Source organism: Loktanella sp. PT4BL, from assembly GCF_003201935.1.
Classification (GTDB): Bacteria; Pseudomonadota; Alphaproteobacteria; order Rhodobacterales; family Rhodobacteraceae; genus Yoonia.
On record NZ_QJJL01000001.1, the window covers coordinates 855417 to 880352 of the forward strand.

At 57.7% G+C, this 24936-nt stretch carries 19 protein-coding genes and 1 tRNA gene; 13 read left to right on the forward strand and 7 right to left on the reverse strand.

Translation table 11 applies throughout. The features are described from left to right. A partial coding sequence (locus tag C7964_RS04120; RefSeq protein WP_220000157.1) for a DNA/RNA non-specific endonuclease occupies positions 1 to 657 on the forward strand: 657 nt, incomplete at its 5' end. Positions 658 to 878: 221 nt separating this feature from the next. Then, the gene (locus tag C7964_RS04130; protein ID WP_110278355.1) at positions 879 to 1394 is read left to right on the forward strand and encodes an SMI1/KNR4 family protein; all 516 of its coding nucleotides are present in this window, start codon (positions 879 to 881) and stop codon (positions 1392 to 1394) included. Positions 1395 to 1444: 50 nt separating this feature from the next. Here C7964_RS04130 and C7964_RS04135 read toward each other — a convergent pair whose 3' ends face one another. Next, positions 1445 to 1654: a hypothetical protein gene (locus C7964_RS04135; RefSeq protein WP_110278571.1), complete on the reverse strand. Its 210-nt coding sequence runs from the start codon at positions 1652 to 1654 to the stop codon at positions 1445 to 1447. Between the two features lie 591 nt (positions 1655 to 2245). Here C7964_RS04135 and C7964_RS04140 point away from each other — a divergent pair. Both C7964_RS04140 and C7964_RS04145 read left to right on the forward strand, forming a co-directional pair. Next, complete coding sequence (locus C7964_RS04140; RefSeq protein WP_110278356.1) at positions 2246 to 2545, forward strand: hypothetical protein; 300 nt, start codon at positions 2246 to 2248, stop codon at positions 2543 to 2545. A gap of 236 nt (positions 2546 to 2781) precedes the next feature. Continuing rightward, positions 2782 to 3321, forward strand: a complete 540-nt coding sequence (locus tag C7964_RS04145; RefSeq protein ID WP_110278357.1) for a hypothetical protein — start codon at positions 2782 to 2784, stop codon at positions 3319 to 3321. Here the strand turns inward: C7964_RS04145 and C7964_RS04150 are convergent. From C7964_RS04150 to C7964_RS04165, 4 genes are all read right to left on the reverse strand, one after another. Continuing rightward, positions 3295 to 4572, reverse strand: a complete 1278-nt coding sequence (locus C7964_RS04150) for a lanthionine synthetase LanC family protein (protein WP_110278358.1) — start codon at positions 4570 to 4572, stop codon at positions 3295 to 3297. The genes C7964_RS04145 and C7964_RS04150 overlap by 27 nt on opposite strands. After that, complete coding sequence (locus tag C7964_RS04155) at positions 4569 to 5555, reverse strand: T3SS effector HopA1 family protein (protein ID WP_110278359.1); 987 nt, start codon at positions 5553 to 5555, stop codon at positions 4569 to 4571. Before C7964_RS04155 ends, C7964_RS04150 begins: the two co-directional genes overlap by 4 nt. After that, the gene (locus C7964_RS04160) at positions 5552 to 6616 is read right to left on the reverse strand and encodes a phosphotransferase (RefSeq protein ID WP_110278360.1); all 1065 of its coding nucleotides are present in this window, start codon (positions 6614 to 6616) and stop codon (positions 5552 to 5554) included. Before C7964_RS04160 ends, C7964_RS04155 begins: the two co-directional genes overlap by 4 nt. A 65-nt stretch (positions 6617 to 6681) precedes the next feature. Then, positions 6682 to 6927, reverse strand: coding sequence for a hypothetical protein (locus C7964_RS04165; RefSeq protein WP_110278361.1), 246 nt, complete (start codon positions 6925 to 6927; stop codon positions 6682 to 6684). Between the two features lie 196 nt (positions 6928 to 7123). On the opposite strand from C7964_RS04165, the gene C7964_RS04170 reads away from it, so the two are divergent. The 4 genes from C7964_RS04170 (at position 7124) to C7964_RS04185 (ending at position 12212) form a co-directional block, all read left to right on the forward strand. After that, positions 7124 to 7813, forward strand: coding sequence for a Crp/Fnr family transcriptional regulator (locus C7964_RS04170; RefSeq protein ID WP_110278362.1), 690 nt, complete (start codon positions 7124 to 7126; stop codon positions 7811 to 7813). A 133-nt stretch (positions 7814 to 7946) separates the two neighbouring features. After that, positions 7947 to 10193, forward strand: coding sequence for a pyridoxal-dependent decarboxylase (locus tag C7964_RS04175; protein ID WP_110278363.1), 2247 nt, complete (start codon positions 7947 to 7949; stop codon positions 10191 to 10193). A 28-nt stretch (positions 10194 to 10221) separates the two neighbouring features. Next, complete coding sequence (locus C7964_RS04180) at positions 10222 to 11373, forward strand: FIST signal transduction protein (protein ID WP_110278364.1); 1152 nt, start codon at positions 10222 to 10224, stop codon at positions 11371 to 11373. A gap of 17 nt (positions 11374 to 11390) precedes the next feature. Beyond that, a complete protein-coding gene (locus C7964_RS04185) occupies positions 11391 to 12212 on the forward strand; it encodes an adenylate/guanylate cyclase domain-containing protein (protein WP_110278365.1) in 822 nt (273 codons plus the stop codon). Positions 12213 to 12305: 93 nt separating this feature from the next. Here C7964_RS04185 and C7964_RS04190 read toward each other — a convergent pair whose 3' ends face one another. Next, positions 12306 to 16625 carry a PKD domain-containing protein gene (locus C7964_RS04190; RefSeq protein ID WP_146214822.1) on the reverse strand — a complete coding sequence of 1440 codons (4320 nt, stop codon included), beginning with the start codon at positions 16623 to 16625 and terminating at the stop codon, positions 12306 to 12308. A gap of 193 nt (positions 16626 to 16818) precedes the next feature. Between C7964_RS04190 and C7964_RS04195 the strand changes: the two genes are divergently transcribed. Both C7964_RS04195 and C7964_RS04200 read left to right on the forward strand, forming a co-directional pair. Beyond that, the gene (locus tag C7964_RS04195) at positions 16819 to 17346 is read left to right on the forward strand and encodes a phage tail protein (RefSeq protein WP_110278367.1); all 528 of its coding nucleotides are present in this window, start codon (positions 16819 to 16821) and stop codon (positions 17344 to 17346) included. Positions 17347 to 17426: 80 nt separating this feature from the next. Continuing rightward, positions 17427 to 18641: a DUF4331 family protein gene (locus C7964_RS04200; protein ID WP_110278368.1), complete on the forward strand. Its 1215-nt coding sequence runs from the start codon at positions 17427 to 17429 to the stop codon at positions 18639 to 18641. A 466-nt stretch (positions 18642 to 19107) separates the two neighbouring features. Here C7964_RS04200 and C7964_RS04205 read toward each other — a convergent pair. Then, positions 19108 to 19197 (reverse strand) — tRNA-Ser (locus C7964_RS04205). A 173-nt stretch (positions 19198 to 19370) separates the two neighbouring features. Between C7964_RS04205 and C7964_RS04210 the strand changes: the two genes are divergently transcribed. The 3 genes from C7964_RS04210 (at position 19371) to C7964_RS04220 (ending at position 24933) form a co-directional block, all read left to right on the forward strand. Continuing rightward, positions 19371 to 20048 carry an ImuA family protein gene (locus tag C7964_RS04210; RefSeq protein WP_110278369.1) on the forward strand — a complete coding sequence of 226 codons (678 nt, stop codon included), beginning with the start codon at positions 19371 to 19373 and terminating at the stop codon, positions 20046 to 20048. Then, on the forward strand, positions 20017 to 21483 hold the full coding sequence (locus C7964_RS04215; protein ID WP_181417108.1) for a Y-family DNA polymerase: 1467 nt from the start codon (positions 20017 to 20019) through the stop codon (positions 21481 to 21483). The genes C7964_RS04210 and C7964_RS04215 overlap by 32 nt, the downstream gene beginning before the upstream one ends. A 144-nt stretch (positions 21484 to 21627) precedes the next feature. Continuing rightward, the gene (locus C7964_RS04220) at positions 21628 to 24933 is read left to right on the forward strand and encodes an error-prone DNA polymerase (protein WP_110278371.1); all 3306 of its coding nucleotides are present in this window, start codon (positions 21628 to 21630) and stop codon (positions 24931 to 24933) included. Positions 24934 to 24936 lie beyond the last annotated feature (3 nt).

A 24936-nucleotide genomic window follows, 5' to 3' on the forward strand; every position in this document is an offset into this window, starting at 1 on the left:
GGCTTGCGGGTTATCGGGCGGGGCGAGGACCTGATCGGCAGCATGGTGTTGTCCGGTGCCGAAGAGGCCTTTTTGTTCTCAAACGAGCACTTCCCCACAGCAACAGAGGCCTTTGTGGAGGCCATGATGCGCGCGGGCGAGGGGGCGGCGGCCGAGATGTTCAACCTGTCCGGCTTTACGATCGGTGCGATCAATAGCCTGCATGCCGGCGGGCATGACGCCTTGATCGCACAGGTCGGTGCGCTCAGCGACGAAGATCTCGGCGCATATATTCTTGGGCGACAGGGGAGTCTCCATGAGTTCGGGCTTGCAGTTGCCAGCAGTAGCAGCTTCAGAACGACGCTATCAGAACGCCTGGCTGCGTTTGGCGCACAAGGGCGGAGTAATTTTCTGAGCGGTGGCGCCCCAAATGGAGGAGCAAGCTACCCACCATTGGCGCGGCCTAATGCGAATTCTCAAGGCAACGTAATTCTTGGTGATCTCGATGATTTAGGGCGTCCGACGGGCGTAACATCGACGATAACCCAAGATATGATTGGGACTGGGTCTTCAGCCAGTTCATCTTTTCGTCCTCCAGGGTTTGAAGGTGGGGCGAACAACCATTCACGTGGTCATCTGTTTGCCAATATACTTGGCGGTTCTGGAACTGATGCATGAAAACTTGTTACTCTTTTCCAAAGGAATGCCAACTCGCCAAATATGCGTCACTTCGAAACGCAGGTAAGAAATGCTGTTGATGGTGGCCAAGTGGTAAATTTCAGGGCTATTCCGATCTACGACGGCAATAATCCAGTACCTGTTGGAGTTACCATGACCGCGCGTGGTTCCGGTGGCTTTGATCTTGATGTGTCAATTCAGAATATCAACGGGTTAGCCCAATGACGCTATCCAGAATAGTTGAACTACTCCCACCACCAACTAATACGTCAGAACAAGGACGTGGCAATTGGGGTGCATTACCCGAAGAGTTTGGTGGCCGTTTCCCTGACACCTACGTAGATTTTGTGTCCACTTATGGCACGGGATCAATTGGAGCATTCTTATGGGTTCTGAATCCGTTCTCTAAGAACTCAAGCTTACACTTGGACCAAGCGCGCTACTTTCGGGATGCGTACCAGAGCCTGCAAGAGGATTTTCCACAGTACTACCCTAGGAAGCCGAATGACTTTTTGCCTTGGGCTTTCACTGACAATGGCGATGCGATTGTTTGGGTTACAGATGATGGCGATCCAAATGAATGGCACGTATGTGTGCAGTCATCTGATCCAGCACAGGAAGAAATGACGTATCTAAACACTCAGGACTTTTTGGAAGCTCTGTTAGAGAAAAGGCTGACGTCATCAATTTTGCCCATGGATTTTTTAGTTTCTGAGAAGGCGTTCGAGGCCCAGTGAAGCAAACAGTCTTTTGCTTGATGCGGGTTTGATTCAAGCTGACCTGATCCTTACTCCGCCGGTTCTTCTGGCGTTTGATATTGAGGCATGTGTATTGCGCAGAAAGCGGAACCTTCGGAGCCGGGGGCGATCTGGCCGCGCGCGATATCACACCACCCGGCGTCGGTGTCTTGGGTGATACGGTTGATGGCTTGGGTGAAATTGCCCTGTTCGATGTTTGCTTTTGCGGCAAAGAACGCGCCGCCGCCCGGACGGCGCAAATCGACTTCCCAAAACGCATTGCCTCTGGCTATGATTGACCCATGACGTTGCGGCTCCACACCTACCTGACCGGCCTTAATCGGACAGGTCAGTGCACTCAGCGACGAAGATCTTGGCGCCTTTATTCTCGGTCAGCGGGGGAGTATGCTTAAGTTGGGGCTTGCAGTTGCAAGCGGCAGCAGCTTTAGAACGACGCTATCGGAACGCCTGGCCGCGTTTGGCGCAGAGCGGCGGAGTAACTTTCTGAGCGGTGGTGCCCCAAATAATGCAGGCGGTCTGCTTTGGGGCAGCTGGAACGATTACCCCAAAGTTTCAATTGGCGGGCGAGAATATGTTCAGATTGGTGGCCGAAACTACACGCACCATGCAGTTGATCGTATGCAACCAAGTGGATTGGGATAACCAGCTGGAGCGGATGGACCGGGCCGAAATGTGACGCCGAACATGGTTGAAGATGTGATCGCTAATGGCACGTCAACCACAACTACTGTGGGAGGCGTTGAAAGGACTGTTTTCACTGCTGGTAGTGTTAGCGTGGTGACCGAAAATGGTGGGAACACGATTGTCACGATTTTGAGGAATAGTTCCCAATGACGGACGCTGGTTTCATCTATCCACAGATTATTGATGAAATTCGCCGAACATCTGATTTGCATATTGTTGGGACAACATCAGCGGATGATCTTCAACGTCTTGTGCAACGAGCAGAACACGTGATTATCGCTGTAGAGGAAAAGGACATACGCGCCAAGTTGACGGACGTTGAAGGGAGGCTTGAACTGATAAAGTTCACTGTTGAAGCGGAGCAACAAGCCTTTGAAACTACGAAGGTAGCGAAAGAGCTTCTGGATTGGCTGAGCCAAAGACAGGCAAACCAAACATCGGCTTGATCCTGTGGCACCTGGATAGCGCGTTCGCCCCTTTTTATCCTGCGCGATGTGATCGAATTCCCTGTTGGTCATGCAGGCGTTTGGAGGGTTGCGGGTGCAATTGTTACAGTTTTGCGCTGTCAGTAATTGTATACAGGAACAAGGGGGGTATAGGGCCGCGCCAGCGTATCGGTAATCTCTGCCATGAAGAGGCGGTTCTCGTCGGAATACTCTGCACGCTATTTGAGGCGACCCAGATGGTCATCGGCCCATTGCTGTGCCACTCTGCCCCCATGAGAACCGCCCGCCTTTTCCTGACCAACTGCCTGATCTGGCTGCTGACGCTCGCCGGCCCAGCGGGGGTGGGTGCCGTCACCATGGCTGACTTGCAGACGGGTGTTGGTGACGGGGTCAAGGACGGGCTTTATAGCGAGGGCAGCGTTCCCCACGCGCTGCTTCACGGCGCCGTGGGCTGTGCCGCGGCAGAGGGACTGGGCGGCAACTGTGCGTCAGGGGCTGCAGCGGGCATCGCGCAGTCGGTCTTTGCGGGGCTGCAGGAGGGCGCGCCGAAGCAGCAGCCCAGGCAGTCGGATGACGAATATTTCGCCGTCTACAACGGGTGGAAAAACGACGTCGCGGGGCAGGCGAACCTGCTGGATGCGGTCGCCGAGTATGCGACCTTCGGCGGGCAGGTGGCCGATCTCACCAACGCTGCGACTACTGCGCAGGGCAAAGAAGAATTTTCTGTCATATTACCTGGAATGCTGTCGTCAGCCTGCTCCTATACAGACCAATGACGGCGGTCGATCAGCCTTCATGAAACGCAGCAGGGCATATCCCGTCCCTGCCAACCCCAGCATCAGGCCTGGTGGCTGGTGTTTGTTGCCGCCGCCGTATGGCAGCGGTCGCCCGCTATCCAGATAGGACACCTGAATGAACTCCTGCACCGCTTGCAAAACGTCACCACTCTCAACAGTTTCCGCCGCTTTTGGGTGCATCAAAAGCTCGATATCGCTGCCGACACCATGACACAGGCACAGGTTTGTCTTTGGTGTTAACCGGGTCAGCAGCGTCTTCTTTGTAAGTTCTGCGGCTGTCCTGGCCTGTTCCAAGAATGCAGGATCACCGGTCAGTGCATGCGCGCGCAGCCGTGCAAGGCCGATGCCGGTTGCCCCGTGGCACCACGCAACTTCGGTTCGGCCCTTTGCCTCTGCCTGCCCATGATAGCGCAAATCGGGCCAGCACCCGCGGATGGGGTCAAACCAGGCCTCCTCATAGGCAAACGCCCGTTTTCCCGCGGCAGTAAACTGATCCTGATCAAAGGCTGTGCCAAGCGCCAGCAACGCCAATCCGATACCGCTGGCCCCATGCCCATAGCCCAAAAGGTTTGGCGGCACGGGCGCGTCTGGTTGCAGCCAGGCGGCCTCACCCGCATTGGTGCGCATTTCAGCGGTGGTATCCCATGACAGACCACCCTTGCCCTCAACAGCATGTCCGAGGATTTTTTCACCCCACACCAACAGCGGCCTTTCGATGCGGTCGCGACCCAGCACATCCTGCACCGCGATGATTGCGGGGATAGACGCAGCAACGCCCAGCATCACATCCAGAATACATCTGCCCGCAGTATCGGTGTGAAGTGCGTCCAGCAGGATCTCCTTGCCTTGGGTGATTAAAGACGGCGCCCCTGTCATCTGCCCGATCACGATGGCAGCGTAGCCGATCCCGACATGTCCGGTGTAAAACGATAGGGAAACACTGGCGGGGCAATCCCTGTACCGCGACACTGCATGATTGATCGCGCCAAGTGCTGTCTGCTGTGCCACCGTGTCATCGGTCAGCTCTCCCAGATGCGCCAGAAACAGTGCGATGCCCGCTGTTCCGTCATAAACGCTTGGGCCAAGTACGCCGTAACCTGCCATCGTGGCACCCCAAAAAATGTCATTGGCAGGGCCAAGCCAGTTGCACCGCCTGCCGTCCCAAATCGCATCGCGCGCCAGCATGCGACCGACCTGCAACGCCATGTCCTTTAGCTGCGCGTCAGTCATGCTGCATGGGCCGCAGGTTGCGTGCAAAGCCGATAGGAGGCGACAGACCCAGCATTCAGGTACAACCTGTCAATATCCAAATTTTCCGACCTACAAACGGCCTCAAATGCCGCCTGAAACGCCTCTGGAACGATGTGGTTTTCCGCGCGCGCCTGCATCATCGCCTGCGCAACCACTTTGCAGCGTGCTGCGCCAAAGCTGCCGGCGTCAGGCATATCTTCGGCCAGTCCGAGCCCCTTGCCAACCCGCATGGTAAAAGCCGGAACCGCATCATCGAGGTAAAGCGCAAGCTGCGGCAACTGCGTGGCCAGCGCCATGGCAGCCATCGTGAAAACGCGCTCGGGAATATACAGCACCGCTGTGTCCGCCCGTGAATAATCGCAAATCCGCGTAGCTGTCTTGTACCTGAACGGCACCAGATAGCGGTTCAGCACTTGCGAAACCAGACCGGCAACAGGTGCAGCGGCGCCAGGCCCAACCAGATTGAAATAAAGGCGGATATTCTTGACCTCCTCGGCGGCATCCAATTGTGCCTGCCCGAAGATGTGAAAAAACCCTGGCTGCGCCGTTTTGGACCCGGCCAGATGGGTCACCACAATCTCGGACCCGGGGCGGACAGGGGCTGCATCAGGTGCCGCCAAGAACTGGCCGGATATGAACTTGCAGACTTTGCCATAACGTTCCGCGATGACCGCCCCTTCAGACAGCAGGCTGCGCACGACCCACCCGTCCTGTACCTTGGCCGTGGTATCATTTGCGGCAGAGATGTCAGCGATCAGCGCCTCACTTGGTGCACCTTCACCGAATGCATCGCCGATGTTGCCGCCGGGGTGCGTATAGAAATACTTGTAAACAAACTCGGTCAACTGTCGCTCAAACGGCGCTTCTGGCTGGCTGGCGGGCTGCACGGGCCGCCCGCGGAAAGTAATCTGATCCTGCGGATCAATCCCCACCTGCGCCACAAATTCCAAAAGAGATTTCATGACGCGGCCTGCATGGAAGGCGCAGCCAGACCGGCGCAGATTTTGCTTTGTCCTTCCCGCGTCGTTATGCGCCGCGCAATCTGCATCAAGGTCTGAGACATGTCAGGCAGGCTGTCCTGCGCAAAGCAGTATTCATAGCCCGCAACCAAGAGACGGGCCGCCATCATCGCGATGCATTTGTCCAGAAAGGCTGTGTCGAGCAGATGAGCGGCAGCACTGTATGCTGCCCAAAACGCGCGCATTTCAGGTAAGGCTGCATCCAAAACATCTGGGGTTCGCTGCATGACACAATGGATCACAAGCGCCCCAAGCCCGCACCCCACATCCCAGGCAGGATCGCCCAGATCAGCACGTTCCCAATCAATCAAACGCAGTTTTTGATCTGAATCGGTTGACTCAATAAGAAAATTCTCAAGTTTGAAATCCCCGTGGATCAAAGTATTTGCTACCCAATGGTCACGACACCATTTCAGGGTGGCTTTCAATTCCGGGTTCGCGCGAATTGCATCAATAAACGCGGCACTGGCAGGGCTGCGGCCACGCAAGTATGTCAGTGGACTCGGGGTTTCTTCCAGCCGAAAAATCCAGTGCGGCCTAACGGTGAATTCCACATCAAGTGCGTCGATCGCCGTTTGCGGAACGGCATGGTATTGCGCTGCGATCCGTCCCATCTGGACAATGTGTTCAAGGCTGTTGTGGCCCCTACGCCGCGCCCGCGCGCCAAGGTCTTCGGCATCCTTGATCAGGGCAAGGGTCATTGTCGCGCTATCGGGGTCAAAGTGCAGAAGTTGCGGCATCACGCTTTGTAAATGCCGGAATGCACCGGTCCTCGCGACCGCTTGATAAATCTGCGCTTCAAGTGTGACGGATTGAACCGTTCCGGGCTCGCCTTCGTGCGCTTGTTTGATAAAAAATGAGGAACCGTGGAGCTGCTTGAAGACAAAGAAACGATTACGTTGGCGGCCCATAAACAACACACTTGAGCCATCGACAAGATCACGCTGCGACACCAGCCCTCGTGCACGAAGCGTCTGGATAATGTTGCGAGCGATAGGTTCCACAGGTTCCTCATTGAAAGTACTTAAAAGTCTTGTTGAAGGCAGCGCGGGACACGCTGCCTCCTAATTCAAACGCTACAAACTGCTGTGAAGAGCACGCTGCCGCAGCCCAATTGTGTGCTGCCAAATGCGTCAAGATGGGGCTTTGCAGCGGCCTGCGCTTCGGCGATATCGCCAAAGGTGCAGCCGGCGGTAAACGCGATGCTGACACAGTCATCAGAAGCCGCCACGGGTGCTGCTGCGGTTGCAGCTTTGGTCGCTTCTGCAACATCGCCAAAAGTACAACCTGCTGTAAATCCAACTTTAATACACATTTTAAAATCCTTTCATTTTTCAAAACAATTGCGCCAAGGGCCAGTCAAACTGCCGTTCGGCTCCGCTGTTTTAGGGTGTGGCGTGTCACTCTGATGTGCGGACGGACACATTTTCCGACAATTTTGCTCTCTATTGCCGGTTGGCTCTCGTGGAATGTAAAGCTAGGGTCATGACACCATAAATTTTGGGGCAAAGATGTCCGTAGACGAAGCGACCGCGTATGCATTGAAACACTGTGGCCTGATGCGCGACATAGATCAGCAGGCGCTGGATGCGGTCATCCAGAAGATGTCTGTTTTGCACATCCCGCGTGGCAAGCTGATCATGATGCACGGCGACGAGACAACCGAAACATACTTCCTGCTGTCTGGGACGGTCATAGGTCAGGTCGTGGCTGCAAGCGGGCGCGAAATTCTGTTTACCGAAATTGCTCAGGGAGGGTATTTCGGGGAACTGGCTTCTCTGGATGGCAATGCCCGTTCAATTACAATTTCCGCGCACTCGGACTGCGTATTGGGTAGACTTCAGGGCGCGGATTTCCTCGCTCTTCTGCGTATGTATCCCCAACTGGCGATCAATCTGGCCACGGATCTTGGCACACGCTTGCGGCGCATGAATGACCGGGTCTTCGGGCTCGTGGTCCATAACGTCGAGACGCGGGTGCGCGTGAGGCTGATGCAACTGGCACAGGAGCAGGAACAGCTGGTCAACGGCGGTGTGATCACCAATGCCCCAACCCACGAAGTGATCTCGAATTTCATCGGGGCCAACCGCGAGGCGGTCAGCCGTGTCATTGCCAAGCTCAACCGCGACGGCGTGATCATGTCGAAACGCGGTGTGATCACGATTAATGATGTCGATGCTTTAATGGATACCGAAGACTAGTTCTGACGTGCGCTGGCGCACATCGAACCACCTGTGCAAGTGATTGAGTGCCGGGACCGATTAAGCGGAGGTCCCTTTGTTTCGGGGCTGTGTGCCGCGCTTTTCAAAAACATATATCAATCAAGGGATTCCCATGGACCGTCATCAAAGAAACCGCAGTATCGTCGCCACACTGTCAGATTTTCACGCCCGCGAGAAAGACGAAGGGCGCATGGATCTCGACAAGAGCAAGGGCTCAACATCCCTCGCTGGCTGGTTTCTGGGCCCGTTGGCCGAAAACCAGGAGGTGCTGGACAAATCCATCGCCAAGGCGATTGCCGCGCATTGCGACGCACGGCGCGAATACGGTGCGCAGTTTCGCGATCCGCCCTTTGTGACGTCTGAAATTAAGGCCTCTGACGAATATCGCAAAACCATCGCCACACTGGACAACAAGCTGGAGGATCTGCTGGGCGCGCTGCATGGCTCCATCCCACTGTCGAGCTATCGCAACCAGTCGCATATGTATTGGGATATCACGATGCCCGGTGCCATCGGGTACTTTGCGGCGATGCTCTATAACCAGAACAACGTCGCCGCCGAAGCGTCACCGGTCACCACCTTGCTTGAAATCGAGGTCGGCAAGGATCTGGCGCGCATGCTGGGCTATCATGTGCCCAGCGACGCGGAGATCGCCCAAGGTGCGCTGACACCATGGGCACATATCACCTGTGACGGATCTGTCGCGAATGGCGAATCCATGTGGGCGGCGCGCAACCTCAAATACATGCCCATCACCATGGCTGAGGCGATCCGCAATGAACCCGATATGGCAGGCGGAAGGGACGTCAAAGTCACCCTCGCCGATGGACGTTCGGTCAAACTGCTCGATCTGGACTGTTGGGAATTGCTGAACGTCGCACTTGATGACGTCATCGCCCTGTCCCCGCGCCTGCAATCGGATTTCGGGATCACACCCGAAGCGATCAAGGCGGCCCTGGACAAATACTCTGTCCAGAACCTTGGCCTTGCAGAGTACCAGCAACGGTTCATCGCAAAAGACACGCAGCACCTGCCGGTCGTTCTTGCGCCTTCAACCGCGCATTATTCATGGCCGAAAAGCGCGGCCCTAATCGGGCTGGGGGCCAACCAATTGTGGCGGATCCACGTTGATCAGGACGGACGTATGCGCATGGATCACCTGCGCGAAACCCTAACTGACTGTCTGGACAACAAGCGCCCGATCCTCGAAGTGGTCGCCGTCATTGGCTCAACCGAAGAGAGTGCCGTTGACCCGCTGGCCGATATTGTTGAACTGCGCGATGAATTCCGCAGGAAGGGGCTGGAATTCTCGCTCCACGTGGACGGGGCATGGGGCGGCTACTTTGCCTCGATGCTGCGCGACAGCAAGGAACCGGTTGATCCCGACCAGGGCGGAGCACTCGAACAGACACCGGCTATGATCATGAGCGATTATGTCATGCGCCAGTACCGCGCCTTTCGGCACGCTGATACGCAAACCGTTGACCCGCATAAGGCAGGCTTTATCCCTTATCCTGCGGGTGCACTTTGCTATCGCAACGGGGCGATGCGCGACATGATCACCTTCACCGCGCCTGTGGTCTATCACGGCGGAGTTGATCCCACGGTCGGCGTTTACGGTATCGAAGGTTCTAAACCCGGGGCGGCGGCGGCGGGTGTCTATCTCTCCCATGCCATGATCAGACCGGATAAGTCAGGCTATGGGAAACTGCTGGGCAAATGTATCTTCAATTCCAAACGGCTTTATGCCGAACTTGTCTCGATTGATGGCACGGACGACTACATCAAAGTGGTCCCTTTCCAGCGACTGCCCTGTGAAAAGGCGGGCAAGGGCGATCACGCACGCGCCGAAGAGGTCGCCTATATCCGCAAGAATTTTGTACCCCGCGAAAACAATGATCTGGTCGCATTCCTGCTGAATGATCAAAAAGCACTGGATCTGTTCAAGGAGCTGGGCTCCGATCAGAATATTGTCACCTATGCGGTGAACTTCAAAACCTCGAATGGCTGGAATACGGATGTTGCGCTCATGAACGCCGTGAACACCGCCATCTACAAGGCTCTGTCGATCAGCACCTTCAACGGTGGCACCGTCCCGGAAAATCCGATGTTTGTGACGTCTTCTGCCTTTGATGTGCCCAGTTATGGACAAAGTTTTGTGGATGCCTTCGGCGCACGCGCCGGGTTGGCCCCTACGCAAGGAACCGCGATCTCATTCCTGATTTCAACCACACAGGATCCGTGGGTTTCGGCAACAGCAGAGGGGAATTATCTCCCCAAAGTTGTTGCGGCCTTCAAGGCGGCTGCTAAAACAGCCGTGGACGATGTGCTGCGGCTACATGGGCTGACACACGGCTGAAAAAGATAAAGAAAATGAAAGGGTCTCTATGCTGAAAGTTGCAACAGGTTGGTCCGACGACCCCGAGAGTACAACTGCGGTGCAAGAGGCCCTCGACATGGCCGTCTCAATTTTGGACGGCCATGTCCCGAAAGCCGCCTTGGTCTACGCGGCGATTGATCAGGACCTTTCCGTGATCGGGAAAACGCTGCGCGCGCGCTATCCTGATGTCTTGGTGGCAGGCGGCACAACCGATGGCGAAATCGCTGGCGGTGAAGGGTTTTTGGAGGACAGCCTTGTCATTATGCTCTTTGCGTCAGACAGCCTTGAATTTTCAGTGGGGGTCGGGCCGAATGCCATCGCAGAGCCTGCCCAATCCACGGCCGATGCCGTTGCCATGGCACGCGCCGGATCAGACAAGGAAATAAACCTTGGTATCGCCATGCTGGAAGGTCTGGGCACGAATATCCATGACCTTGTCGGCGGGCTGCAAGACGCCCTTGGCGCAGGTGTGCCCATTGTCGGCGGCGCAGCGGCCGATCAGCTCCGGTTCCAGGGCACCCGCCAGATCTGCAATGATGTCGTGACAAGCGATGCTGTGGTGATCTTGACCATGCATGGGGCTGTGAATGTCTCTGTCGGCGTGGCCACAGGCTATACGCCGCTTGGTCAGCCGCATCACGTCACAATGGCTGAAGGTGCTGTGGTTCACCAGATCGACAACCGCCCCGCAGCCGAGCTATATGCCGACTACCTGCAACAGCCATCAATCTTTTATCCGCTCGCTGTGCAGGATGAAACACGGCAATCGCTGGTCCTCAGCTCTCCTTTGAATTTCGACGCCGAGACAGGTGCGCTGCATCTGGTCAATCCTGTCGCGCAGGGTAGCGTGGTGCAGCTTTCAACAGCATCGCGGCAGGAAATTATCGATGCCGCGCGCAATGCGGTCGGTCAGGCTGCGGCAGGAATGAAGGACAACCAAGTCGATGCAGCGCTGCTCTTTTCCTGTGCTGGCCGTCGGGCAACACTGGGCACACGCACCCGCGAAGAATACGAAAACGTACGCACGATCATCGGACAGGATGTGCCAATTGCTGGCTTCTATTGCTACGGCGAGATCGGTCCCGAAAAAGCAGGGGGCCCGTCCTTGACCCATACCAACGCTTTCGTTGCGGTATTTCTTAGCGACGCAACAGCCTGAGCCAAGAAGAAAGATCCATGACCCATCATCCGACACCACAGAACAATGAGGTGTTGCGCCTCCAACGGCGGTTGGCAAAATCGGATATGCGCAGGGCCGAGCTCGAGCATCTGATCGACACCGGTCAGGCCTTTCAGCGCAGCGTGCTCGCACAGGTCGAAAAGGCCAAGGCCGAGCTACAAAAGCTCAATGAACAATTGCAACAAGAACAAGCACGCAGTGACAGGCTGTTGCGCTCGATCATGCCCAATTCAATCGCGGACGAGTTGAAACGCGATAACGGCGTCACCCCGCGGCGTTGCGAAAATGCGACGGTCATGTTTGCCGATTTCGTGGGGTTCACCGCGCGATCGGAAACGCTCGATCCTTTGGTGCTTTTGCGGGTACTCGATTACTATTATTCCGAGTTTGACCGCATCACGGCCCGCCACAGCATCGAAAAGGTGAAAACGATCGGTGATGCCTACATGTGCGTGGCAGGTCTGGACGATGATCCAGCGTCTACCGCCCATGTCATCGCCGCAGCGCAAGAGTTCCTTTGCTTTGTCGCGCAAGCCAGACCACCCAGTCTCGATCCGCAAGCCCCGCTGTGGCAAATCAGGATCGGGATCAACTCGGGGCCTGTCTCGACGGGGGTGATCGGGCAGGACAGACTGAGCTTTGATGTCTGGGGTGATACGGTCAACATCGCCTCTCGGATCGTCAATGCCAGCGCACCCAATGAAATCCGTCTGTCACGCAGCAGCATCAACTTGCTGACTGACAAAACAGGTTTTGCATCCTGCGGTCAGGTGAATGCCAAAGGGCGCGGTATGATCGACCTGTTTTGCATCTCTTGAAGGGTCGTGCGATGGCTCGAACCCAAGCATCAATGAAGCCCCCCGCACTCAACGGTGCGGGGGGCTTCATTGCCCAATCGTCATCGGGCCAGATCAGAAGCTGAACTCAACCCGTGCGGTGGCGCCAAAGGCTTCATAGTCGTCGTCACCAATGCCATCATATTGCATGTTCAGCGACAACTGGTTTGCCGCGCCAAATGCATAACGCGCGCCCAGTGTCACCTGGCCTTGGTTGCTTTCTGTCTGGGTGAATCCATCATCAAAGATCGATGTACTGGCCCCGAACCCGCCCAGCAGATCAAGTGCGCCTTTACTGACAGCGATGGGCACAACAACATCCAGACCAAGCGTCGCCTCGGTTGTCGTGACGGTCATTGCGCGGACATCAAAGCCGTCCCCGTCGACATAAGCTTCGTTTTCATCGCTGACATAGGCAAGATCCAACATCGGGATAAGCATGAAGCGCTCGAACGCAACCTCACCGGCGACATCGAGTGTCAGAACGCTGCGATCGCTCGTGAAGGTGTCCTCATAGGTGCCCAGCGGCGATAGCGTGTTGTCACTTTGACCGAAAAGATAAGCACCCGAGAAGACCAGCTTTTGGTCCGGCAGGCGTGCCACCGCATAGGGGCCTGCCAACCAGCCGGTGCTGTCGAAGGCCATCGGCCCGTTGTCAGACGTCATCGTATCGAACTGCGCCATGGCACCGATCAACAGATTTTCGCTGATCCGGTAATGCGAGCCAAGGCTCAGGTTGGCATAGGTGCTTTCGATATCGTCCTGTGTGCTCCATTGCCCTTGTGCAGAGAGCCAGACGGGGCGATCAGGCGATGTGCCAAGATCAAAATTGCCTGCACCTTGCGTGGCATTGACGTTGAACCGCCCAAGGCTGTCACCCAGCAGGAAGGCATTGAGCTTTGGCTGTGCACGGATCAGCTGCGTGGTTCGTTGCCGCGCCACTTGGGTGATCATCTCTTCGGTCGCAGTCATCGCACCAAGTCCGATTGATGCCACCCCAGATGCGTCGTTGAGGTTGCCAAAGTCATCCTCTGCCACGCCCGCCGCTACGCTTATTGTGACAGCTTCGGTGCCCGATGGCGTGATCTGCGCGGTATATACCGCACCTGCTCCCGCAAAGCTGGTGATAGCCGCACCTGTCACACTCAGATCACCCTGAACAAAGCCCGTAACGGCTTCGGAAAAGGTGATTGTGATCATGAAGGGCGTGGCATCATTGATGCTGGAGGGGGCGCCGCTGATCGTCACTGTTGGCCCATCGAAGTCAGGGAACAGATCCACGGTAGCCGCAGCCGAGGTATTGCCGACGGCATCCGTTGCCGTGACGGTCACGGTGCCCCCCGCCATATCAGCCGCTGATGTGACGGCGTAGATGCTACCTGTTGCTGTTACAGTTTGCGTGCTGTTGTCGGGGAAGGTCACGGTGACAGTCGCATCCACCTCTGCCGTCCCCCCGATCGTCAGCGACCGGTTTGCATTGATGGCAGCCGTCGTGATCAATGGCGCATCCGGTGCCGTTGCTGCGGTGATTGTCACGACAAAGCTTTGCTGCGTGGCCACGTTGCCCGCCGCATCGGTCGCGTTCACCAGCACAGTGTTGGCGCCAACGCCAAAGTCATACGGGCTGGTGATGACATCGCTACCCAGACGGAAGACGGGCATGACCACGGGATCCACGTTATCGGTCACGGTCGCGGCAAAGGTTACCGAAGCTGTACCGAGCGGCCCTGCCTCTGCCGTGATGTCGGCGGGTGGCGTAATCACCGGTGCAGTCATATCCCCGGGCGCACGGACAAAGACGACGATCGTATCCGCCACTGACGTGTCAAATCCGTCATTCACCGTAAGGCTGAATGTCAGTACCGCGTCACTGTCGCCGATGTTCAAGGTGGGGGCTGTGAATGACGGCTGTGCGACCGTTGTATCAAAGCTGACGGCGGTCCCGCCTGTTTGGCTCCACGTATAGGTGAGCACCTGACCCGCGTCATTTGCGGATGATGCGCTGCCGTCGAGCGTGACCAATGACCCATCCGCAACGTTTTGATCCGCTCCGGCATTGGCTGTGGGTGGTGTGTTCGGTGGTGCGGTGACGGTCACCGTGACCGTATCGGCAACCGATGTATCAAAACCATCATTCACCGTCAGACTGAATGTCAGGACCGCGTCGCTATCGCCAATTTCCAAATTGGGTGAGGTAAATAGCGGAGAAGGAGCCGACGGGCTCGACAGTGTAACAGATGTGCCACCTGTCTGCGTCCATGCGTATGTCAGGCTCTGACCGGCGTCGTTGGGGATGGAACTGGTCCCGTCCAAGGTCACCGTGTTATTTGTTGCCACGATCTGGTCTGCCCCGGCATTTGCGACAGGTGCTGTGTTCCCCGGCGCTTGAACCGTGATCACCACCGTATCAGCGACAGAGGTGTCAAAACCGTCGAAAACCGACAGCTGGAAGGTCAGCGACATGTCAGCGGCCCCAATCGGCAGGGTCGGCGCCGTGAATGTGGGCATCACGGTATCCGCTCCGCTGAGAACAACAGCGCCGCCAGACAGTTGCATCCAGCTATAGATCAGGGTCTGACCCGGATCATTTGCATCGGAGGCCGATCCATCCAGCGTCACCGACGCCGCAGAGGTGACCGCTTGGTCTGGGCCCGCGTTGGCGGTAGGCACTGTATTTGCAGGGGGCTCAACCGTGATGGAAACTGTATCAGCCACCGAACTGGATACCCCGTCATTCACGATCAGGCTGAACACCAGCGTGTCATCCGCAGCGCCAACCGCAAGGGTCGGGGCCGTAAATGTCGGCTGCGCAGTAGTAGTGCTCGACAAAGTTACCGAAGGTCCGCTGGTCTGGCTCCACGCGAAAGTCAGGGCTTGTCCTGCATTGTTGGGATCAGAGGCCGTGCCATCCAGCGTAACTAATGCCGCAGACGCAACCGTCTGATCAGGGCCAGCATTTGCCGTTGGGTCGACGTTTGCAGGTGGGTTAACGGTGATGTTGACCAGCGATGCCGCAGAATTTTCAAAACCGTCATTCACAATCAATGAAAACGTCAGCGTCTCGGGCGGCACACCGGGGACCAGCGTTGGTGCGGTAAAGGTCGGTGCTGCTGCCGTTGAGCTTGACAATGTGACAGCCGTGCCTGCGGTCTGCGACCAAGCATAGGTCAGTGTCTGACCCACATCATTTGCGTTTGATCCAGTGCTGTTCAGCGTCACGGATTGCCCGGCTGCGGCGGTGGTTGGGGTGGCACCCGCGACCGCGGTAGGCGCTGTGTTCGTCGGGGCGACAATCGTGATTGTCACAACAGACGGGTTCGAGGTCGCGCCGTCATCGTCCGTGGCAACAACCGAGAACTGATGCGTGACCGATGAACTGCCGGTCGTGAGAGAATTGTCGGTGAAGGTCGGGTTCTGTGCAGTTGCATCACTCAGAACCGCATTGGCGCCTGAACCGGTGCCGCCTGTGCGCGTCCATGCATAGGACACAACGGTTCCGTCGGTATCATTGCCCGTCCCTAAAAGCTGCACCTGCGTCCCCGACGTGACACTCGTCGCGACCGCCGATGCGGTTACGGTCGGCGCCGCATTGGGGGGAGGCGTGATCGTCACAGTCACGGTATCAGCAACCGAGCTGTCGCCATCATCATCCGTGACAACCAAAGAGAACTCGTGCGTAACCGACGTATCATTGGAGGTCAGCGAGCTATCGGTAAACGTCGGGCTCACAGCCGTTGCATCATTCAGAACAGCGTTGGCCCCCGATCCGGTGCCGCCTGTCCGCGTCCATGCGTAAGACACGATTGCGCCGTCACTGTCTGTGCTGCCGGAGCCATCCAGTGTCACCTGCGTGCCGGATTGGACCGACTGGTTCGATCCTGCATTCGCGGTTGGCGCGACATTGGGCGCCGTATTGAGGGTGCGGGTGTTCACAACAATTGTATTTGTGACACCCTCAAGTGCGACGCGGTAGGTATAGCTTTGACCATCACCATTGAATGTCGCAGACCATACAAGCTCATAGAGATCTTCGGCAGTGTAGGAGGCCGCATCGGCCCCGACCTGTGAAAGAATGACGACATTCGAAAACGGGCAATCGGTTTCCAGATCAGTGACGGTGACGGCGTTGAAAGTTGTCGTATTATTCGCCGAACTCCACCAGGTGCCGCCGACCGATGTGTTGCCGAGCGCGCTCGAAAGAAAGCTGATCTCGGCTTCGCCAAAACCTGGATCATTGTAGGGGTTGAACGCGCAAACAGTAGAGCCGCCCGTCACGCCGACAGGTTTGAAGGCGGGCCCATCAAAGAACGATCCCCCGAACGCATTCACCGATGCGGGCGTGCTGACACCCAATATCATCATGGTCGCACCCAAAGCTCTAATTAATTTCTGCATCTGCTCGCCTTTCAAATTCGCTTGTGCCGTTCAGGGCACCGATATGAGACAGGCAATGGCAGATTTGCGCCGTTTGAAATGTGCGTTGGGATACAGATTGCGAAGCCCACGACCGGTCACTGTGAACATACGAAGGCGGGCAGACCGATCAGGTTTCCACTCACCCCGCTTATACAGATTGATTGGAGTAACAATGGAACCATTTATCGCGCAAATCATGCTCTTCGGGGGTAATTTTGCCCCGCGTGGCTGGGCTTTTTGTGATGGGCAGCTTTTGCCGATTTCGAGCAATTCCGCCCTCTTTTCTATCATCGGCACAGCCTTTGGTGGTGATGGGCGCACAACTTTTGCTTTGCCTGATCTGCGCGGACGGGTGCCAATGCACGCTGGGACCGGCCCGGGTTTGTCGCCCCGCCGGATCGGTGAAAGCATCGGTGTAGAAGATGTCGCACTCGTTGCATCGCAGATGCCGTCCCACAGCCATGAAATGCTGGTGGCTTCTGCGGCGGCAGCAAACAACCGTGCCGCAGACGATGCCATCGGACGGTCCGACATTTATGTTAACAATGACCCTTCAGACCCGACGACCCAGCCCTCTATCGTACTGAACAGTCGCACAATCGGCAGCGCAGGAGGCAGTCAGCGGCACGAAAACATGCAGCCAACACTCTGCATTAATTATATCATCGCGTTGCAAGGGATCTTCCCGTCGCGCAACTAGAACTGTCAGCGATCCTCACACAAGGGACAAGCTGGGATATCCTGGCTTGTCCCACGCGACATATTTTGAAAGGAAACATAGTGTTACGCCGCAATCTCGCATTCGTCTCCGCCTTATTCTGCGCCGCCTTTCAGGCTTCCGCCGTCAGCGCCTCCGATCACCGCGATGCGCCCCTGACGCAGCTTTATCCGATGTCAGATATCGGTGATAATTTCCTGTTCCGAGGCGCCCAGACGGGTGGCTTGACGATGGCCTATACGCTCAACCCGCTGTCAGGCAGCGGCGCGCCGGGCACGCTCGGGTCCGAGGATATCAAGCTTGATCCGGATCTGATCTATATGTTCCGGCTGGATCTCGACGATGACGCGCGCGCCGACATTGCCTATAAAGTCAGGGTCCGGGATATCGATGGCGAGCGACAGAAACAAACAGTCGAACTTCGGGTAGCCGAAGGCGAGGAGGCTCGTTCGAACCGCTGGAACGGCCGCGAAATTGCACGCGGCTATACGACTGCGCTCAATCGCGCGCTTGAAGTAGTCGAAGGCGATAACGGCGAGCTGCTGTTCATCGGCCCACGGCGTGATCCATTCTTTTTTGACTTCTCAACTGTGCAGGCCCCGGCCGCCCTTGCGATTAAACAGGCACTGGCCGGTGGCGACAACCTGCCAGCCGAACCCACCTCTATCGGTGCCTTCGGGATTTCGGATATGACACTGATCGTTCTTGAAATCCCCGGTCTGGCCGATCAGGCGCTCAACTACTGGGCGGTGGTCGCGGACAGTAACGGCATATCTGTTGACCGGATGGGGCGCGCGGGTGTGCAGGGCATCTTCTTTGTCGATCCGCCCGTCGGATACAACCCGGCACGCTATCTGCCCGTCGACCCCGAATATCCCACCGTTGGTGACTTCAACAACGCCTATAACGCCGCAAACCCGGATGAAGGTCTTTCACGCTTCGGCGATCAGTTCACCTTCAGCTTTAACCGGCTTGAGGTCGAAGAGGACAAGCTGAAAGACACCGTGGCCTTCTATGCCCCCGATATGCTGACATGGGACCCCTCGCAACCTGCAGGCTATCCCAACGGGCGCAGTTTTGCGGAAGATGCGATCTACTGGACGATCACGGACATCAACCCGTTCCGCTACGAGGCCCCCGACAGCTTCCTGCCGCGCAGCTCTGATCAGGCGCTCAATGACGAGAAATTCCCCTATGCAGCGCCATCCTTCAATCAAGCATGGCAACCGGGAATTCCGGTGCGGCCAGTGGCACCGATCTATATGGACGAGGAATAAGACCCGTGATCCGCAGGCGCCTAGGTTAGGATCAGGGCGGGTGTATGCCATCCCGCGGTGGCTAGTCTATCTGCTGTGATACATGTATCCCAGCAGGTAGGCCCTAAAACGATTTTCCTGACCGGCGCCATAATTTCTGCGCCACAGGCGGACGTTACAGGTGATCCAGTGTACTTATTCCGCCCTTAAGGCGCAGCCGGCGTATCAACCGAACAAGCTGACGGGCTTTGTCCAGTGGCAAGTCCTCCGGCTTGCCGGAAAGTGTTTTCGCGCACCGTCCAGAACTGATCGGTTTAGACCGATATTGCACTTCTCACGCAGGATAGTTTCCTGCAAACGACATGAAAATTCACAGCGGCAGTAGGAAAATGTCGGTTTGATATCGCGTATATTTCGGGTCCCCGAAATTCGACCTGGAAGCAATATTTGTATTAATTCTTTATTACCAATGCCTTATTTTTGGCAATGGCGGAGACGAAGGGATTCGAACCCTCGAGACGGTTTCCCGCCTACTCCCTTAGCAGGGGAGCGCCTTCGACCACTCGGCCACGTCTCCGCCGACGCGTCTAGCAGGAACAAACTGCCGATCACAAGTAGAATCTTGGATTTTGGGGCCTTTGCGTCTTGGCTGTGAGGTTTGCCTATTTCGCAGCGGGGCGGACGTTGCGAGAAAGGATAAAATGAATTAGAACAAATAGTGAACATAAAGAGGGATTCGGTGTGTCGTGTGTGACCCCACTTCGTTTACACAAAGGTCTGGAAGGGCAGGGGCCGCGTGCTGCGCCAATCGCCCATACCTTGTCAGAGGCTTTTCCGAACCACCCCGCAGACGCCAGTGCTGTGGGTTTTGCTCTCTCGCGGCTGCCGCGCGGTACAGCACCGGTCCTGTGGGTGCAGGATCGTTTGTCCCGCAAAGAGGCGGGGCGTCCTGCGCTGGCGGGAATGCGCGCGGATCGTCCGGTGATTATGGTCGGTCTTTCGCGTGCCGTGGACGTGCTTTGGGCGATGGAGGACGGGTTGCGCTGTCGCAGCCTTGGCGCTGTGATTGGCGAGATTTGGGGCGATCCGCCCTGTCTGGATTTTACCGCCACCAAACGACTGGCCCTGCGCGCAGAGGCCGGCGACGTGCCCTGCTGGTTGATCCGCAGGGCGGCCAGCCCCGATCTGAGCGCCGCGCGCGAACGTTGGCGTGTCGCCAGTATCCCCTCTGCCCCCCACCCGCACGATCCGCAGGCCCCCGGCGCGCCGCGCTGGGCGCTCGATCTGTTTCGGGCACGCCATACCAGGCCCGGCCAATGGGTGGCCAGCTATGACCGCGCGACGGATCGTGTCGATCTCGCTGCCCCAGTTCGCGATCGAGCGGTGGATGCGCGTGATGGAACGGCAGGGGAACGCACCGCCGGATAATATCCCCGTGGTACTGGCCCGCGAAGGACAGCATGGTCCGGTTATTCACGCCGCCAACCGGACTGCGCGGCTTGAGGGGATCACGCCGGGATCGCGGGTGGTCGATATGCGCGCGATTTGCCCCGAACTGCAGGTCGCATATGCCGATGAGGCGGGCGATCGTGCAGCCCTTGACCGACTGGTCCTTTGGGCGCGCCGGTGGTGCCCGTGGACGGTGCGGGATGGCAATGACGGGCTCATTCTGGACACCACAGGGGCCGACCATCTTTGGGGGGGTGAGGCGGCCATGCTGGTCGAGATGGAAACGCAGTTATCCTTGCTGGGTCTGACCGCGCGGTTGGCGGTGGCGCCCACATGGGGGGCGGCCTGGGCGCTTGCGCGTTTCGGTCCGGTGCGCGCGATCTGCGGGGCGGACGAGATTTATTTCAAACTGGGGGCCTTGCCGGTGGCCGGTTTGCGGCTTGATGCGCCGACGCTGCTTTTGCTGCGCCGCCTGGGGTTGAAAACCATTGGTGCTGTCATGGATGTACCCCGCCTGTCCCTGACCCGCCGCTTTGTAAAGGCGGGGGTGCAGGCCAACCCGCTGATACGGCTGGACCAGCTGATGGGCAAATTGGCTGAACCGGTTTCCAGCGTCGATGCCAAGCCTGTGATCCGCGCGCAGGCCCGTTTGGCCGAGCCGGTTTTTGACCCAACCCCCTATCTGCCGGAGCTTTGTGATGATCTTTGTGATCAGTTGAAACAGACCGGACAGGGGTGCCGCCGCCTGCATCTGACGGTCTATAGAACCGACGGCGATGTCAGCCATGTTGATGTCGCGACCTCTGCGCCAACACGCGATCCTGCGCATTTGCATGGTCTTTTCCGGGATAAGCTGGAACGTATCAACCCCGGTTTCGGGTTTGACCTGATCACGCTGGCGGCGGGGGCGTTGGAGGAGATGCAGGACCGCCAGACCCGTCTGGAGGGTGGGGCGGACGATGATCTGCGCCTGACACAGCTGATTGACCGGCTCAGCGCGAAATTCGGCCCGTGTGCAGTGACCCGCCCCATTTTGCGCCAAAGCCATCTGCCCGAACGGGCCGAGGCGCAGATCGCAGCGCTTGCAAACGCACCTGGCGAGGGCACGGTTTTGATCAAGGAACGCCCCCTGCGCCTGCTTGATCATCCTGAAGAGGTGCGCGTGCTCTACGCCGTGCCCGAAGGCCCGCCTGCACAATTTGTCTGGCGCAGGCAAACTCACCGTGTGGCCCGTTATGCAGGGCCCGAACGGATCGCGCCCGAGTGGTGGAAGGACCGCCCCGGCACGCGGTTGCGTGACTATTTCAAGGTTGAGAACCAGACGGGTCTGCGGTTGTGGTTGTATCGCGAAGGCCTGCATGAGGATGGGCGCGGGGGGGATCCGCGCTGGTTTGTGCATGGGTTTTTCGCATGAACCTGTGGTGCATATTGTGGGCTTGGGATGCCTCCGGCAGTGGGGTGAGTGGCGTCTTGGAAACTGTCCAGTGGACAGTTTCAGCCGCGAACGGGCGGAGCCCATTTGGCAAGATGATAAGCCTGTCGGATCGGGGGGTGGAAAATGCCTGAAAACGACCACCAACACCCCCGACGTACGCTGGATGGCGATGATTTTCCGCCAAACCCCCGGGCATCCTTTGTCGAACTGGGGGTGACGACCTGTTTTTCCTTTCTGCGCGGGGCCTCTGACGCGGTGGATCTGGCCGCGACCGCTTGGGCGCTGGGCTATGATGCCTTGGGCTGTGCGGACCTCAACACGATGGCCGGTGTTGTGCGCCTGCATACCGAAGCAACCAAGGCGAATATCCGCCCTGTCATTGGGTGCCGCATCCGGCTTGTCAGTGGTGAGGCCTTCCTTGCCTATCCTACAGACCGTGCTGCCTATGGGCGGCTGTGTACGCTATTGTCCAAGGGTAAAATGCACGGGGTTGATGGCGCATGGCAGGACAAAGGTGTTTGCGATATCACGCTGGACGATCTGGCCAAACAGAGCGCAGGGGTGCAGTTGATCGCGCTGCCGGGCGAAAATATCGACCATTTCAGTGCCGGTTTGCGGCGGCAGATCCGTGCACTGCCAACACTCAAACATATCGCGGCCAGTTATCTCTATCGCGGCGATGATCGCGCGCGGATCAATCAGCTTGATGCGCTGGCGCGTGCCAACGGGCTCTCTATTCTGGCCACGAATGACGTGCATTACCACGCCCCTGACAGGCGCCCTTTGCAGGATGTCATGACCTGCATCCTGCATAAAACCACGATCCACAAAGCGGGGTTTCTGCTGGATGCCAACGCCGAACGACACCTCAAATCGCCAGCACAGATGGCGGGGCTCTTTGCGGAATGGCCCCATGCGATTGCGGCGACGCGCAAAGTGGCGGATGCGTGCAATTTCAACCTGACCGAACTGGCCTATGAGTACCCGCGCGAGACGGTGCCGGATGGGGCTACTGCGCAAGAACACCTTGAAGCGCTGACATGGAAAGGGGCCGCCACCCGCTATCCCGACGGTGTCCCGCCCGAGATCACGGCAATCCTGCGTAAAGAACTGGCCCTGATTGCCAAGCTTGATATCGCCCAGTACTTCCTGACCATCGAACAGATTGTTGATTTCGCGCGCCACCAGACCACGCCGGAAATCCTGTGTCAGGGCAGGGGCTCTGCGGCCAATTCCGCTGTCTGTTACGTGCTGGGCATCACATCTGTTGACCCCAATAAAAACGATCTGCTGTTCGAGCGGTTTATCAGCGAAGAGCGCCGCGAACCCCCTGATATCGACGTTGATTTCGAACATGAACGCCGTGAAGAGGTGATCCAGCATATCTACCACAAATACGGGCGCCACCGTGCCGCCCTCTGTGCGACCGTGATCCACTACCGCCCCCGCATGGCGGTGCGCGAGGTGGGCAAGGTCATGGGCTTGTCCGAGGATATCACAACCGCATTGGCCAAAACCATCTGGGGGTCATGGGGGCGCGAAGTGGGTGCGCGCGAAGCGGCTGAGGCAGGGATCGACCTGCGCGATCCGCTGATGGCGCGTACCATCAAACTGGCCGACCAGATGATCGGCATGCCGCGGCATCTGGGGCAGCATGTGGGGGGCTTTGTCCTGACCGAAAAGCCGCTGGTGGAAACTGTGCCCATCGGCAATGGCGCGATGCCCGATCGCAGTTTTATCGAATGGGACAAGGATGACATCGACGCGTTGCGCATCCTCAAGGTTGATGTGCTGGCGCTCGGCATGTTGACATGTATCCGCAAGGCCTTTGATCTGATTGATGCCCATTACGGCAAACGCTTCACCCTTGCCACTGTCCCGCAAGAGGACCCTGCGGTTTATGATATGCTGTGTCGCGGGGACAGTCTGGGCACCTTTCAGGTGGAAAGCCGCGCACAGATGAACATGCTGCCGCGCCTGAAACCGCGTGAATTCTACGATCTGGTCATCCAGGTCGCCATTGTCCGGCCCGGGCCCATTCAGGGGGACATGGTCCATCCCTACCTGCGCCGCCGCAGTGGCAAGGAACCGCCAGAATACCCATCCCCCGGTCCGGGGCATGACCCTGATGAGCTGCGCAAAGTGCTCGGTCGCACCCTTGGTGTGCCTATCTTTCAGGAACAGGCGATGAAGATCGCCATGGTCGCGGCAGAGTTTTCCACCAAAGAAGCCAATGAACTGCGCAAGGCCATGGCCACCTTCCGGTCCCGCGGCACGATTGGCGCGCTTGAGGACAAGATGGTCAGCCGCATGATCAAACGCGGGTATGATCCGGAATTTGCGGCACGCTGTTTCAACCAGATCAAAGGCTTCGGCGACTACGGTTTCCCCGAAAGCCATGCCGCCAGTTTCGCGCATCTGGTCTATATCTCTTGCTGGCTGAAATGCCATTATCCGGATGTATTCTGTGCGGCCTTGCTCAATTCCCAGCCGATGGGGTTTTACGCCCCCGCCCAAATCGTGCGCGATGCGCGCGAACATCAGGTGATCGTGCGGGCGGCTGATGTGAATTATTCGGATTGGGACAACACGCTGGAACCCGTCAGCCCTGGTGTCTTTGCCGTGCGGCTGGGTCTGCGCCAGATTGACGGGATGCGGCAGGAGATGGGGCAGCGTCTGATGGATGCCCGCACCGCACCTTTCACCGATTTGACCGACCTTAAAGAACGCGCACGGCTTGATGCGGGCACAATGCGCAAACTCGCCGCCGCCGATACGTTGCGATCCATGGCACTTGACCGGCGACAAGCGCTTTGGGACGCGCGGGCTCTGCGTGACGCGCCGGACCTGCCGCTTTTTGCCGGCACCCGTGATGAGGGCGAAGAACAGCGTTTTGACCTGCCCCGGATGCCTGTGTGCGAACATGTGGTGGCGGACTACCAGACGACGCGACTGTCACTCAAAGCGCATCCGATGTCCTTCCTGCGCCGCAGTATGGACAAACAGGGCTATGCCCCGACCCGTGCCCTGCAGGACATGCGCAATGGGCGGCAGATCAAACTGGCTGGCATCGTATTGATCCGGCAACGCCCGGGCAGTGCCAAGGGCGTGTGCTTCATCACGCTTGAGGATGAAACCGGTGTTGCCAATCTGGTGGTCTGGCCCAAAGTGATGGCAGCGTACCGCAAGGTGATCATGCGGGCCCGCGTCATTGACGTACGCGGGACCATCCAGCGCGATGCGGATGTAATCCATGTGGTCGCCCATCACCTGACCGACCGCAGTGATGCGTTGGAACGGCTGTCGCACGACCGGATGGAGGCGCCATTGGCCCGCGCAGATGAGGTCAGAAAGGCCATCCCACATGACCCGAGGGGCGGGCATCCGCGCGACGTGCGGGTCATCCCGAAATCACGGGATTTTCACTAGCTC

Excerpts from the sequence above, each read along its gene's own strand:
- C7964_RS04130 (WP_110278355.1), top strand. The coding sequence starts at position 879 with ATGACGCTATCCAGAATAGTTGAACTACTCCCACCACCAACTAATACG.
- C7964_RS04140 (WP_110278356.1), top strand. The coding sequence starts at position 2,246 with ATGACGGACGCTGGTTTCATCTATCCACAGATTATTGATGAAATTCGC.
- C7964_RS04145 (WP_110278357.1), top strand. The coding sequence starts at position 2,782 with ATGGTCATCGGCCCATTGCTGTGCCACTCTGCCCCCATGAGAACCGCC.
- C7964_RS04150 (WP_110278358.1), bottom strand. The coding sequence starts at position 4,572 with ATGACTGACGCGCAGCTAAAGGACATGGCGTTGCAGGTCGGTCGCATG.
- C7964_RS04155 (WP_110278359.1), bottom strand. The coding sequence starts at position 5,555 with ATGAAATCTCTTTTGGAATTTGTGGCGCAGGTGGGGATTGATCCGCAG.
- C7964_RS04165 (WP_110278361.1), bottom strand. The coding sequence starts at position 6,927 with ATGTGTATTAAAGTTGGATTTACAGCAGGTTGTACTTTTGGCGATGTT.
- C7964_RS04170 (WP_110278362.1), top strand. The coding sequence starts at position 7,124 with ATGTCCGTAGACGAAGCGACCGCGTATGCATTGAAACACTGTGGCCTG.
- C7964_RS04175 (WP_110278363.1), top strand. The coding sequence starts at position 7,947 with ATGGACCGTCATCAAAGAAACCGCAGTATCGTCGCCACACTGTCAGAT.
- C7964_RS04180 (WP_110278364.1), top strand. The coding sequence starts at position 10,222 with ATGCTGAAAGTTGCAACAGGTTGGTCCGACGACCCCGAGAGTACAACT.
- C7964_RS04185 (WP_110278365.1), top strand. The coding sequence starts at position 11,391 with ATGACCCATCATCCGACACCACAGAACAATGAGGTGTTGCGCCTCCAA.
- C7964_RS04190 (WP_146214822.1), bottom strand. The coding sequence starts at position 16,625 with ATGCAGAAATTAATTAGAGCTTTGGGTGCGACCATGATGATATTGGGT.
- C7964_RS04195 (WP_110278367.1), top strand. The coding sequence starts at position 16,819 with ATGGAACCATTTATCGCGCAAATCATGCTCTTCGGGGGTAATTTTGCC.
- C7964_RS04215 (WP_181417108.1), top strand. The coding sequence starts at position 20,017 with ATGGAACGGCAGGGGAACGCACCGCCGGATAATATCCCCGTGGTACTG.
- C7964_RS04220 (WP_110278371.1), top strand. The coding sequence starts at position 21,628 with ATGCCTGAAAACGACCACCAACACCCCCGACGTACGCTGGATGGCGAT.